Annotated in this window: 12 protein-coding genes; 4 read left to right on the top strand and 8 right to left on the bottom strand. The window is 68.8% G+C overall.

Annotation, left to right across the window (positions count from 1 at the left end; genetic code table 11):
* On the top strand, positions 1–649 hold a 649-nt coding region (locus E1218_RS36325; protein WP_165949494.1), incomplete at its 5' end, for a hypothetical protein.
* A gap of 637 nt (positions 650–1,286) precedes the next feature.
* Here the strand turns inward: E1218_RS36325 and E1218_RS31195 are convergent.
* The gene (locus E1218_RS31195) at positions 1,287–1,580 is read right to left on the bottom strand and encodes a hypothetical protein (RefSeq protein WP_132326634.1); all 294 of its coding nucleotides are present in this window, start codon (positions 1,578–1,580) and stop codon (positions 1,287–1,289) included.
* Between the two features lie 96 nt (positions 1,581–1,676).
* Between E1218_RS31195 and E1218_RS31190 the strand changes: the two genes are divergently transcribed.
* Positions 1,677–3,476 carry an ABC-F family ATP-binding cassette domain-containing protein gene (locus tag E1218_RS31190; protein WP_132326633.1) on the top strand — a complete coding sequence of 600 codons (1,800 nt, stop codon included), beginning with the start codon at positions 1,677–1,679 and terminating at the stop codon, positions 3,474–3,476.
* Between the two features lie 471 nt (positions 3,477–3,947).
* Here the strand turns inward: E1218_RS31190 and E1218_RS31185 are convergent, their stop codons facing one another.
* Entirely contained in the window at positions 3,948–4,445 is a 498-nt protein-coding gene (locus E1218_RS31185; RefSeq protein WP_132326632.1) for a MarR family winged helix-turn-helix transcriptional regulator, read from the bottom strand.
* 98 nt (positions 4,446–4,543) lie between these two features.
* Here E1218_RS31185 and E1218_RS31180 point away from each other — a divergent pair, with 98 nt between their 5' ends.
* Together E1218_RS31180 and E1218_RS31175 are read left to right on the top strand one after the other, a co-directional pair.
* Positions 4,544–5,329, top strand: a complete 786-nt coding sequence (locus E1218_RS31180) for a methyltransferase domain-containing protein (RefSeq protein WP_132326631.1) — start codon at positions 4,544–4,546, stop codon at positions 5,327–5,329.
* Complete coding sequence (locus E1218_RS31175) at positions 5,329–5,676, top strand: VOC family protein (protein ID WP_132326630.1); 348 nt, start codon at positions 5,329–5,331, stop codon at positions 5,674–5,676. Before E1218_RS31180 ends, E1218_RS31175 begins: the two co-directional genes overlap by 1 nt.
* Positions 5,677–5,693: 17 nt before the next feature.
* Here the strand turns inward: E1218_RS31175 and E1218_RS31170 are convergent, their stop codons facing one another.
* The 6 genes from E1218_RS31170 to E1218_RS31145 all read right to left on the bottom strand — a co-directional run bounded on the left by E1218_RS31170 (position 5,694) and on the right by E1218_RS31145 (position 12,760).
* Positions 5,694–8,156, bottom strand: a complete 2,463-nt coding sequence (locus E1218_RS31170; RefSeq protein ID WP_132326629.1) for an ABC transporter permease — start codon at positions 8,154–8,156, stop codon at positions 5,694–5,696.
* A gap of 1 nt (position 8,157) precedes the next feature.
* Positions 8,158–8,937 (bottom strand): ABC transporter ATP-binding protein, encoded by a 780-nt coding sequence (locus E1218_RS31165; protein WP_132326628.1) that lies wholly within the window; start codon positions 8,935–8,937, stop codon positions 8,158–8,160.
* A gap of 102 nt (positions 8,938–9,039) precedes the next feature.
* A complete protein-coding gene (locus E1218_RS31160) occupies positions 9,040–9,696 on the bottom strand; it encodes a response regulator transcription factor (RefSeq protein ID WP_132326635.1) in 657 nt (218 codons plus the stop codon).
* Between the two features lie 70 nt (positions 9,697–9,766).
* On the bottom strand, positions 9,767–10,966 hold the full coding sequence (locus E1218_RS31155; protein ID WP_132326627.1) for a sensor histidine kinase: 1,200 nt from the start codon (positions 10,964–10,966) through the stop codon (positions 9,767–9,769).
* Positions 10,967–11,042: 76 nt separating this feature from the next.
* Positions 11,043–11,684: a TetR/AcrR family transcriptional regulator gene (locus E1218_RS31150; protein ID WP_132326626.1), complete on the bottom strand. Its 642-nt coding sequence runs from the start codon at positions 11,682–11,684 to the stop codon at positions 11,043–11,045.
* A gap of 68 nt (positions 11,685–11,752) precedes the next feature.
* Positions 11,753–12,760, bottom strand: coding sequence for an acyl-CoA desaturase (locus tag E1218_RS31145; RefSeq protein ID WP_132326625.1), 1,008 nt, complete (start codon positions 12,758–12,760; stop codon positions 11,753–11,755).
* Positions 12,761–13,032: the final 272 nt, after the last annotated feature.

Raw genomic sequence — 13,032 nt, 5'->3', positions numbered from 1 at the left:
GTCCTGCCGTCCCAAGCCGCCCCCGCCCGCGGTGTGCGATGCCCAGTGCCAGCTCAACAAGAAGATCATCAAGGAACGCGAGGAACTCGAGCAGGGAGCAAAAAACATCCCCCAGCCGTCCCCAGGTGACCCGTCCCGCGCCAACGGCAATCCAGCCCTGTGCCCGGTCGCGCCGAACCAGCCGGCCACCGTCGTCGGTGCCCAAGACGACCTGACCGACGAAACCAGCGCCTGGTCCGACCAGCAATACCAAAGCGCCCTCGACGAGGTCGGCTCCGTCGTCGACAGCGTCGCCAACACCGGCGGCCACAACTGGCTCAGCATGGGCATGACGGGCGATCCGTCGTTGGGAGACAGGATCGGTGGGTGGTTCGGAGACGAGCCGATCCAGCAGAAGCTCGGCAAAGAGGTTTTCGTCGATCCCCTGGTCGAGACCTACGAGGCGTGTGAGGCGGCCGTTCAGATGGAGGGCCACGCCGAAAACTGGCAACAGTGCAAGACCGGCCTCGCACTGACGGCGCTCGGCTTCACCGGCGGCGGCAAGGTCGGGCATCGGAGTAACCGCCGAAGGCCTCGCAGCCGCAGAAACCGGCGGACCCTGGGCCGGCGCCCTAGCCGGTCGCGCGACCGCCGCAAAGGTCGTTGCTGATCCGCGGCCGGTTCTCGAGCCCTCGGGCGTCCCTGATCGCTCAAGCGCCGTCTACATCAGTGTCAGGAAGGCCGATGGCACGATCGAAACTGTTGGGTCGCGCCCCGGGGGATGCACGCCGAGGATGTAGCTCAGGGCATCGCACCAGGCAGGCAGATGAGTCGGCCGTTTGGGTGCCGCCGGGATGCAGGCACAGGAGAATTGACCTGGCAGCCGATTAACGTGTGTGTTCGGCTTCAGCCGAAGTATTCCCGTCCCTGTTTCCGCCAGGTACAAGGGCTGACTCAGGCGGAGCTTGGGGTCGATGAGGAGGGAAAGTTGACCGTCGCAGGCAGACCTCGCCATTCGGGCGGTGGATTGGTCGAGTTACCAGGTGCTCGACGGAAGCGCATCGCGGTTGCGCTAGCACCTGGCTGAGTTCATCTCGGCGGGTCCGGTCGATGAGCGTCCTCAACATGTACGAATCGCTGTACTGGACCTGTTGTTCCATTTGATTCAAGCCGCCAGCTATCGAGCGGACGATCTTGGGAAGCGATGCCTCGAGCGGGCCGTCGCCGGAGGTTGGTTGCTGGTACGGGAGGCCATCGCCGGCCCTGCAGCCGTCACGGAGGCATCCATTGAGGTCTGGGACATCGCATCACCTGAGCACGCGCAGATCGCTCGGGCGAGTCTTTGACTCGACAGTCGTGGCTCCAGTCCCCATGTGCCGTCCGTCGAGGTCGGACTGCACGAGGAAATCAGGAGCGACTCGAAGCACAGCAGGTACGGCGAACGCGCCGGGCACCCGGAGGGCGTTCAGCCCGTCGGCCTCCAATGAGTACAACTCCGGCGGCGGACCGTTGTGCGTCTTCACGATCACCGACCGGCCCAGCGACGTACGCACGCGGTAGGTGCTGCTCGCGTAGCCGCCTTCCAGCAAGTCACCGGACACCGCGGAGCCGAGTGACAGGCCGTCGAGCCACGAGGAGGAGTCAGCACGTGGACGATCCTGGCACCTGACGAGCGGTCGGATACCCTGGTCCGCGATATGGCTGGTTCTCCCGCACCCAATCTGGTCAACCTGGAAGCCGTTTCCAAAGGCTTCGGGACTCGGACACTCCTCGACTCGGTGAGCCTCGGCATCGGCCGGGGCGAGCGCGTCGGCGTGGTCGGGCGCAACGGCGACGGCAAGTCGACGCTGCTGCAACTCCTGGCCCGGCGGGAGCAGCCGGACAGCGGCCGGATCACCCACAACCGCGACCTCCGGCTCGGATACCTCGGCCAGACCGACGACCTCGACCCCGACCAGACCGTGCTGCACACGGTGCTCGGCGACGTCGAGACCTACACCTGGGCAGCGGATCCGCGTGCGCGTTCGGTCATGGAGCACTTGCTCGGCGGAGTGGACCACCAGGCGCTGATCGGCACCCTGAGCGGTGGCGAACGCCGCAGGGCCTCGCTCGCCCGCCTCCTGCTCACCGAGGTCGACCTGCTCATCCTCGACGAGCCGACGAACCACCTGGACATCGAGGCCGTCAACTGGCTGGCCGCGCACGTCGTCGACCGCGCCAGCGCGCTGATCGTCGTCACCCACGACCGCTGGTTCCTCGACGCGGTGTGCACCGACACATGGGAGGTCCAGGGCGGCCGCGTCACGTCGTACGACGGTGGGTACGCCGCCTACGTCCTGGCCAAGGCGGAGCGTGCCCGGACGGCTCAGGTCTCCGAGGCCAAGCGGCAGAACCTGTTGAACAAGGAACTCGCCTGGCTGCGTCGCGGCGCCCCCGCCCGCACCAGCAAGCCGAAGTTCCGCATCGACGCGGCGAACGCGTTGATCGAGAACGAGCCGCCGCCCCGCGACAAGCTCGCGCTGTCGCAGTTGGCGACCGCGCGACTCGGCAAGGACGTGTTCGACGCCGAGGACGTCAGCTTGAGCTTCGGCCGCCGGGTCATGCTCGACCACGTCACGTTCCGCCTCGGCCCGGCCGATCGCATCGGGCTGCTCGGTCCGAACGGTGCCGGCAAGACGACGTTCCTCAAGGTGCTCACCGGCCAGTTGCCGCCGGACCGCGGTGTCGTCAAGCAGGGCAAGACCGTCCGGGTCGCGAACCTGTCGCAGACGCTGGAGGAGGTCGACGGTGCGGCGACGGTCCTGCAGCACATCACCGACATCCGCCGTACGGCGGCCCTCGCCGGACGTGGCGGCGAGCTGACCTCGTCGCAGCTGCTCGAGCGGTTCGGGTTCAGCGGCGACAAGCTGACCACACGGATCTCCGACCTGTCCGGTGGTGAGCGGCGCCGGCTGCAGCTGCTGCGGATCCTGCTCGACGAGCCGAACGTGCTGATCCTCGACGAGCCGACCAACGACCTGGACGTGGAGACGCTCACCGTGCTCGAGGACTTCCTCGACAGCTGGCCGGGAGTGGTCGTCACCGTCACCCACGACCGGTACTTCCTCGAGCGGGTCAGCGACATGGTGTACGCGATCATGGGCGACGGCCGGGTCCGCCATCTGCCGCGCGGCGTCGACCAGTACATCGACGAGCTCAGCGGCGAGGCACCCCGCCGTACGACGACCGACCCGGAGCCGACCACCTCAGCGCCAGCCGAGGAGCCGGAGTCCGCGGTCGACGCGGTCGCGGCCCGCGCGGCGAAGAAGGAACTGAACCGGATCGAGCGCCAGCTGGCCAAGCTCACCGAGACCGAGGCCAAGCTGCACGACCAGCTGGCCGCGAACGCGAGCAACTACGAGCGGCTGGCCGAGCTGGACACCGAACTGCGGAAACTGGCCGACGAGCGGGCCGAGCTCGAGACCGCCTGGTTCGACGCCGCCGAACGCGCCGAATGATCAATCGCAGGGTGTAAATCGACCGTTTGATCCGAACGTTGATTGTGAACAATCGCACGATCACGCGGTGGGAATGCCTCCTTGCCGCCTGTGGAAAACGTGTGGAAACAGAACTGAGTCGCGGTGCACCCTCCGATCCCCTGTGATTCGGAGGGCGCACCGCGACTCCGGGTGAGCGGGCCCCGTGCCGGCCGGCGTTGTTCGGGCCCCGAGCCCCGGACACCGCCCGCCACTTTCGGCGGACCACCTCTAGCCGCCGAAGTCACCGTCGATCTAACGTTTCGTGGTCGGTCAGCCACCGACAGTCAGGACCCTAGTAGTCCCGCTCACTCAGTGTCGATAGCCGCCCGCTACAGCAGTCTCACGATCTCGTTGCAACTAGCAACGATCGATACCGGCGGGAAGTGACGGGTCGTCTTTTCGGATAATTCCGGCCTCAATTCCGCCGAGTTTGTCCGGGGCCGGCAAATGTCAGTGCTTTTCGAGATCGAAGGGCCTGACCAGTTCGCGGAGCACGCCGGCGATCCGGGCCTGGTCGCGCTCGCTGATGGATCCGAGCAGCGTGCGCTCGTGGGCCAGCAGGTCGGCCATCGCCGCGTCGACGGCGTCCCGTCCGGCGTCGGTGAGCTGGACCAGGACGCCGCGCCGGTCGGCCGGATCGGGGAGGCGCTCGACCAGGCCGCGGGCGGCCAGGCGGTCGACGCGGTTGGTCATCGTGCCCGACGTGACCAGGGTTTCCTTCAGCAGCCTGCCGGGGGAGAGCCGGTACGGCGCCCCGGCGCGGCGCAGGGCCGCGAGGACGTCGAACTCCCAGGACTCCAGGCTGTGGGCCTCGAAGGCTTGACTGCGGGCGCGGTCCAGGTGCCGAGCGAGCCGGCTGACCCGCGACAGCACCTCCATCGGCGTCACGTCGAGGTCGGGACGTTCCCGTCGCCAGGCCTCGAGAAGCCGATCGACCTCGTCTTCCATGCGGTCGACATTACGCGATCAAGACTCTTGACATCAAGACAACTCGCAGGTCTAGAGTATCTCGACATCAAGATAAATCCTCGGCGAGAGGCAGCAGCATGCGCACGTCACCGGTCTGGAGCCCGAAGCAGTACGGCACGTACGCGCAGGAGCGCGGCCGCCCGTTCGCGGATCTGATCGGCCGCGTCCGGGCGGACGAGGTCCGGACGGTCGTCGATCTCGGCTGCGGTCCGGGCAACCTGACCGCGACCCTGCGGGACCTGTGGCCGGAGGCCGCCATCCGCGGGATCGACAGTTCGCCGCCGATGATCGAGGCCGCCCAGCGGTATGCCGACGACAAGCTCACGTTCGAGATCGGCGACCTGCGGGAGTGGACCGCCGAGCCCGGGTCGCTGGACGTGATCGTGACGAACGCCGTCCTGCAGTGGATCCCGGGACAGCTCGACCTGCTGCCCGGGTTGGTCCGGGCGCTGAAGCCCGGCGGCTGGCTGGCGATCCAGATCCCCGGCAACGGCAATGCCCCGTCGCACTCGATCCTGCGCGACCTGGCCGCGACCGAGCCGTACGCGCAGTACGCGAGGAACGCGTCCCTGCGCGCCGAGGTCCCGGCCCCGGACACGTACGTCGACGCGCTCAGCGCCGAGGGGTGTGTCGTCGACGCGTGGGAGACGACGTACTACCACCTGTTGCGGGGCGACAACGCCGTACTGGAATGGGTGAAGGGGACCGGAGCGCGGCCGGTGCTGCAGTCGCTGCCGGACGACCTGCGGCAGCAGTTCGAGGACGAGTACGGCGCTCGGCTCGCGGAGGTCTACCGGCAACGCGACTACGGGACGCTGCTGCCGTTCCGGCGGATCTTCGCCGTGGCCCACAAGGAGGCATGATGCGACTCGACCACGTGCAGGTGTCCTGTCCGCCGGGCGGCGAGGAGATCGCCCGGGCGTTCTACCGCGACGCGCTCGGGATGACCGAGATCGAGAAGCCGCCGCTGCTGCGGGTCCGTGGCGGCTGCTGGTTCCGAGCGGGCGCGGCGGAGATCCACATCGGCGTCGAGCGGGACTTCCGGCCGGCGAAGAAGGCGCACCCGGCGTTCGCGGTCGACGATCTGGACGAACTGGCCGGAAAGCTGAACAGACTCGGTTATCCGGTGACGTGGGACAACGAGACGATCCCGGGCCGCCGGCGGTTCCACACCGCCGACGGCCACGGGAACAGGGTCGAGATCGTCTGACCCAGGCCGTGTCTGGCCTACTCCGTCGCGAGGGCTCCGGCGGGCGCCACCTTGGCTGCTCGCCGGGCCGGCAGCACCGAGGCCAGCAGACCGGCCACGGCGGCGACCGCGGCGATGATCAGCAGCAGGCTCACCGGTACGGCGTACTCGACGCTGCCGTCGACCGTCTGGCCGCCCATCAGCGCACTCGTCCCGGTCCAGCCGTAGATCAGGCCGAGCGCGATCCCGAGACCGGCCGCGACCAGAGCCATCAGCAGCGACTCGATCGCGAGCATGCCGCGCAACTGGCGGCGGGTCAGCCCCATCGCCCGGAGCAACGCGTTCTCCCGGGTGCGTTCGAGCACCGACAGGCTGAGCGTGTTGCCGACGCCGACGAGCGCGATCAAGACCGAGACCCCGAGCAGGCCGACGCCGATGATCAGCAGGACGTCGAAGACTTCCGTGTAGCTGCTCCGCTCGGGCAGCCCGCCGTCGACCGAGAGTTCCTTGACCGACGGGATGGACTGCTCGACCGCGTCGATCACGTCCGAGCCGTCCGCCTTCGGATCCGATGCCAGCCAGAAACCGGTGGTCGGGGCGGCCGCGGACAGCTTGCGCAGGTCGGCCGACGTGATCGTGATCGGATCCAGCCCGACCGCCCGGTGCGCGGTCAGCGTCAGCTTCTGGCCGCCGGAGACGACCGTCACCGGGCTGCCGTTCTCCAGGCTGAGCATGTTCATCGTCTGCGGGTCCAGCAGCGCGGCGCCCGGCGTGAGCTGAGCGGCCAGCGACTGGTTGTGGATCACGGATCCGGCCTCGGCCTGGTCGATGCCGGTCACCGGCACCTCCTGGCCGCCGGCCTGCACGGTCACCTGGCTCACCGGGACGACCTGGGTGATGCCGTTGATGTCCCGCAGTTGCCGCTCGGCGCCGGCCGGCATCTTCTCGTTGTAGGCGGCAACCATGATGTCGACCGGGTACTGCCCGTCCATCGACACGTCGAAGGTCTTGCGCACCGACCCGATGCCGACACACGTCAGGCTGATCAGCGTGACGCCGATCAACAGTGCGGACGTCGTGGCCGCCGTCCGCTTCGGATTCCGTACTGCGTTCGCGACCGCGATCCGCGCCGGGACACCGCCGCCGCGGACCGGCAACGCGCCGAGCAGGCGGATCAGGGCCGGCACCAGCAGCGAGCCGATCGCCAGTACGCCGAGGAACGAGATCACACCGCCCGCGACGCCGATCAGCACCCGGTGGGACGAGGCGCCGGCGACCAGCAGCAACGCGCCACCGGCCAGCAGGAGGAAGCCCAGGACCAGTCGCACGATGCCGGCCTTTGACGCCGCCGCCGGTGCGGCCTCCGGCCGGAGCGCGGCCAGCGGAGCGACTCTGGTCGCCCGGCGGGCAGGGATGACGGCCGCCGCGATCGTGGCCACGGTCCCCAGCGTCAGCGGGATGAACACCGACCACAGGTCCAGGTGCAACGGCACCGGCGGAAGGCCCCAGTCGAACTCGCGAGCCAGTGCGAGGACGAGTGCCGACAGTGCGACGCCGAAGACCACGCCGATCGCGGACGCGACCGCACCGACCACGGACGCCTCCCCGAGGACCGACGAGAACACCTGCTTGCGGGACGCGCCGACGCAGCGCAGCAACGCCATCTCGCGGGTCCGCTGGGCGATCACGATCGTGAACGTGTTGCCGATCACCAGGCAGGCCACGAACAGCGCGATCACCGCGAACATGCCGAACACACCGCCGAGGACGTCGATCCCGTTCGTGTAGTCCTTCACCCGGTGGTCTATCCAGCCCTCGCCGGTGAAGACCTGGAGGTCACCAGGCAGGACCGCCTGAGCCGCGGACGCGAGCGTCTGCTGGTCGACACCGGGCTTGGCGGCGAGCACCACCGCGTTGACGAAGGCGTCCGGTTCGAAGGTCTTCAGCGCCGCCGGAGTGACGACCGCGGACGCCGTGCCGAGCTGGTTCCTGTCGTCCAGCAGACCGACCACGGTCACGGTCCACGACTTCCCCGTGTACGCCGTGATCCGCAGCGTCTGACCGACCGCCACACCGTGCTTGGCCGCGACCTTGGCCGGCAGCGCGAGCTCGTTCGTTGTGGTCGGCAACCGGCCGGACGCCGTCCCGGGGCCGGCGATCCGCGAGGTGTCGTAGAGCGCGTCCACGGCGAGCCCGGCCGGACGGACCAAATCGGGGAACGACGCCGTCATGTACGCGGTCGAGAGCGTGACCACCGAGGCGGCCTGAGGCAGCTTCTGCAGCTTCGCCACGTCGGCCGCGGTGATCTGGGTGTCCCGCGGGTAGACGGCGGCGTCGACGCCGCGGTACTGCGCGCCGATCGTCGTGTCGACGCCGTTCGACGCGGAGGAGTGCGCGGTCAGCGCGAGGGTGCCGAAACCGACGCCGAGGACGATCGCCAGGCAGGCGGCGACCAGGCGGCCCAGGTGGGCTCGCAGTGAGGAGAGGATGGAGCGTCGCACCTCAGGCCCCCAGCTGCCGCAGCGCGTCGAGGACGGTCTCCGGGGTCGGCTCGAGCAGCTCGCCCGCGAGCTCGCCGTCGGCAAGCATCACGACGCGGTCGGCGTACGACGCCGCGAGCGGGTCGTGGGTGACCATGACGACCGTCTGGCCGAACTCGCGGACCGACCGGCGCAGGAAGCCGAGCACCTCAGCGCCCGACCGGGAGTCGAGGTTGCCGGTCGGCTCGTCCGCGAACACCACCTCGGGCCGGCCGACGAGCGCCCGGGCGACCGCGACCCGCTGCTGCTGACCACCGGACAGCTCCGACGGGCGGTGCGTGAGCCGGTCCTGCAGCCCGAGTACGTCGACCAGCGTCGTCAGCCACTGCTGGTCCGGCTTGCGGTTGCCGAGCTCGAGCGGCAGCAGGATGTTGTCCCTGGCCGACAGCATCGGCAGCAGGTTGAACGACTGGAACACGAAACCGACCCGGTCCCGGCGGATCCTGGTCAGCTCGGCGTCCGGAAGCTGGGTCAGCTCGGTTTCGCCGAGCAGCACCTGCCCACTTGTCGGCGTGTCCAGGCCCGCGAGGCAGTGCATCAGCGTCGACTTGCCCGAACCCGACGGACCCATGATCGCGGTGAACCGGCCGACCCCGAAGTCCACCGACACACCGTCGAGGGCGGCCACCGCGGTGTCACCCTGCCCGTACACCTTGCGCAGCTCGTGCGCCCGGATCGCCGTCCGCGGCACGCCGTCCTGCGGCAGTCGGCCCACCGCGAGATCCCCGGTCTGCAAACTCATGTCACTCCTCAACTCAACGGAACTCTCGTCGGTCAAGAAGTTAGTGATCGCGCCCCGGTTTCTCGTCGGACCGCAGACTGCAGTCGGCGTAGTACCTGGGTATTACCTGGTCGGCTTCACCAGGCCGGTCTCGTACCCCAGCACGACCAGGGCGACCCGGTCACGCAGGCCCGTCTTGGCCAGGATCCGGCCGATGTGCGTCTTGACCGTTGCCTCCGACAACGTGAACAGCTGGGCGATCTCGGTGTTCGACAGGCCGCGGGCGACCTCCACCAGGACCTCGCGCTCCCGGGCGGTCAGCTCGGCCAGGTCCGGGCGCTCCACCTCGCCGTCCGGGAGGGCTCCGGCGAAGTGCTCCAGCAGGCGCTTCGTCGTACTCGGGGAGACCACGGCGTCACCGGAGTACACCTGGCGGATCGCCGACAGCAGGTCGGCCGGGGGAGTGTTCTTGAGCAGGAAGCCGGCCGCGCCGGCCTTGATCGCGGCGAACGCGTACTCGTCCAGGTCGAAGGTGGTCAGCACGATCACCTTCGGGGCCTGGGGCAACGACTGGAGCCGGCGGGTGGCCTCGACACCGTCCAGCCGCGGCATCCGGACATCCATCAGGACGACGTCGCAGCCGGTGACCTGGATCTTCTCGATCGCCTCGCCGCCGTCGCCGGCCTGGCCGACCACCCGCATGTCCGGCTGAGAGTCCACCAGCATCGTGAAGCCCGCTCTCACGAGCTCCTGGTCGTCCACCAGGAAGACCCTGATCATCTCGTCCTGCACGCTTTCACCTCGCTTCGCCCGGTTCCAGCGTGAATGACACGATGGCTGTGCTTCCTGTTCACTCGCTACGCTCGCTCACGTGTCCTCCAGTCGGCAGGTGGTACGGGAGTCTGGCGATCACCTCGTAACCGCCGCCCGCCTTCGGTCCGGCGTTCACCGTACCGCCGGAGATCGAGGCTCGTTGCCGCATCCCCACCAGGCCGTGCCCCGGATCCGAGCTCGGCGCGACCCCGGCACCCCGGCCGTCGTCGCTGACCACCACGGTCAGCATCTCGCGGCCGAAGTCCAGCCGGACGCAGGTGCGCGCTCCCGGCCCGGCGTGTTTCAGCGTGTTCGTCAGCCCCTCCTGCACGATCCGGTACGCCGTCAGGCCGAGCAACGCAGGTAGGTCGCGCGGTTCGCCGGTCACCTCGTAGTCGACCGTCAGCCCGGCGTCGCGGACGTTGTCGACGAGCTCGGGCAGGCTGGAGACCCCGGGTTGCGGTCGCGGCTGGTTCGGGTCGAGCTCGAGCTGCTCGTCCTGCTTGAGCAGGCCGAGCATCTTGCGCATCTCGGTCAGGCTCGCCCGGCCGGTGTCACCTATGGTGGCCAGCGCCTTCTTCGCCTGCTCCGGCGACTGGTCCGCGGCGTACAGCCCGCCGTCCGCCTGGACGATCATGATCGACAGGCCGTGGGCCACCACGTCGTGGATCTCCCGGGCAATCCGGGTACGCTCGTTCGAGACCGCCAGCTTGGCCTCCCGGTCGCGGTCGCGCTCGAGCTGGGCGGCCCGCTCCTCGAGCTGAGCGACGTACAGGCCCCTGGCCCGGCGGCGTTCGCCGATCGCCCAGACGCCGAAGACCAGCGCGCCCAGGGCGACCATCATGGTGATCTGCTGCTTCCAGTCGGTGTTCGACCAGTAGCGCGAGACCGCCATCAGCACACCGAGGCCGCCGATGCCCAGCGCGATCCGGCTGTAGCGGACCTCGCCGTACACGGAGATCGCGTAGAGGGCGACCAGTAGGCCGACGTTGGCCGGCATCAGGTCCGCCCCGACCAGCCACTGGAACGTGGCGACCGCGGAGACGCCGAAGAGGACGAGCTCGGGATGGGTACGGCGCCAGACGAGCGGGACCAGCATGCCGAAACCGAGGACGCCCGCGATCCCGGTCTGGGCGATGCCCAGCAGGCCCGCGGTCATGCACAGGCCGCCGGCGAGCAGCAGGTCGAACGCCTTGCCGCGGGCAGGCACGGGCCGCGCGGTCAGGATCCCCGTCATGCGGGCCAGGGTACGGGGAACGGGCCCCGCAAAGTGTCATGCCACGGGCGGACTGCCGGGTACGACCGGGGTCTGGCTACTTGTGCGGGCGGGTCGACAGCGTGGGCTTGGCCTCGAGGCCGGACAGGCCGTTCCAGGCGAGGTTGACCAGGTGGGCGGCGACGTCCGGCTTCTTCGGCTTGCGGGCGTCCAGCCACCACTGGCCGGTCAGCGCGACCATGCCGACCAGCATCTGCGCGTACATCGGCGCGTTCTTCGGGTCCAGTCCGCGGCGCTTGAACTCCTCCGCCAGGATGTGCTCGACCCGGGTGCCGACGTCGCTCAGGATCGAGATGAACGAGCCGCTCGACGACCCGACCGGCGAGTCCCGGACCAGGATCCGGAAACCGTCGGAGTTGTTCTCGATGTAGTCCAGCAGCGCGAGCGCGGCCTGCTCGACGAGCTCGTGCGCGCGTCCGGCCGTCAGCGACTGGGTGATCCCGTCGAGCAGCGCGCGGACCTCGCGGTCCACGACGACGGCGTACAGGCCCTCCTTGCCGCCGAAGTGCTCGTAGACGACCGGCTTGGAGACCTCGGCCCGGGCCGCGATCTCCTCCACCGACGTCGCCTCGTACCCCCTCTGGGCGAACAGGCCGCGGGCGATGGTGATGAGTTGTTCGCGACGTTCGGCACTCGTCATCCGGATCCGGCCGGACCGCCGCGGTTTGGGTTCCGTCACGTCGAGATCACGTCAGCATCATGCCGTACTTCGGTGTTGCCGGAGGGTGATTTACTTCTGAGGGTGCCTCATGCGGCCGCTTTCAGCGGGGTCCGGGAGTTCGCGTCGACCCGCCGGGCCTCGAGCCGCTCGCGCACCGGCCAGCGGACATCGGTCACCCAGCCGCGCTTCTCGAAGAACCAGATGCAGCGCGCCGACGTGTCGAGCTGGCCCTTGAGCACGCCGTGCCGCGCGCAGGTCGGGTCCGAGTGGTGCAGGTTGTGCCACGACTCGCCCTGGCTCAGGATCGCCAGCCACCACACGTTGCCGGACTTGTCCCGGCTCTTGAACGGCCGGTCGCCGATCGTGTGGCAGATCGAGTTGATCGACCAGGTGACGTGGTGCAGCAGCGCGATCCGGACCAGGCTGGCCCAGAAGAACGCGGTCAGCGCGCCCTCGATCGACCACGACCACAACCCACCGATGACCGCCGGGGCCAGTAGCGAGACCGCTACCAGCAGCGGGAACATCCGGGACACCCGGACGATGTCCTTGTCCTTCAGCAGATCCGGCGCGTACTGCCGCTGTGGGGTCTGCTCGGTGTCGAACAGCCAGCCGACGTGCGCGTGCAGGAAACCCCTGGTCAGCGCGCCGAGGCTGGTGCCGTACTTCCACGGGCTGTGCGGATCGCCGTCGCGGTCGGAGAACTTGTGGTGCTTGCGGTGGTCGGCCACCCAGCGGATCACCGGGCCCTCGATCGCGAGCGAGCCGGCGATCGCCAGCGCGTACTTCATCGGCCGGTTCGGCTTGAACGACTTGTGCGTGAACAGCCGGTGGAAACCGATCGAGATCCCGTGGCCCGCGATCGTGTAGAACACCACCGCCAGCACCACGTCGCGCCAGCCCAGGAACCCGCCCCAGGCGATCGGTACGGCGGCCAGCACGGCGAGGAACGGAACACCGATGAACAACGCCAGCGCCACCTGCTCCCACGGGCGCTTCTGCTCACCCCCGAGCGTTCCGGTGTCGACGTCGAAGTCGTCGGCCTGTTGGGCGCGGGTGGGCGCCTCCGGTGCGGCAACGGCGGGAGGAGTCATAACGTGAATTCCCTCGGCTGGAGGACTGCTTACCTACGCTACCGTAACCTACGGAGCCGTAGGTAAGGAACCCCTGAGCGTGTTCCGCACCCCACTCCATGGCAAACTGTCCCGGCGACCACGATCCCCCGTGGGGTACTCGGCAGCCCGCGAGACTTTGAATCTCGAAGACCTGGATCGAAACCAGGCGGGGGAGCAGCACAAAACCCCGGTCCGGAGCCCTCCGACCGGGGTTTTGCTAACGGATCCGCTAACACGCCGCTACTCATCCG

The organism is Kribbella turkmenica (genome assembly GCF_004348725.1).
GTDB classification, from domain to species: Bacteria; Actinomycetota; Actinomycetes; order Propionibacteriales; family Kribbellaceae; genus Kribbella; species Kribbella turkmenica.
The sequence above is the reverse complement of the archived record's forward strand: the minus strand, read 5'-3'. Positions and strand labels throughout refer to the sequence as shown.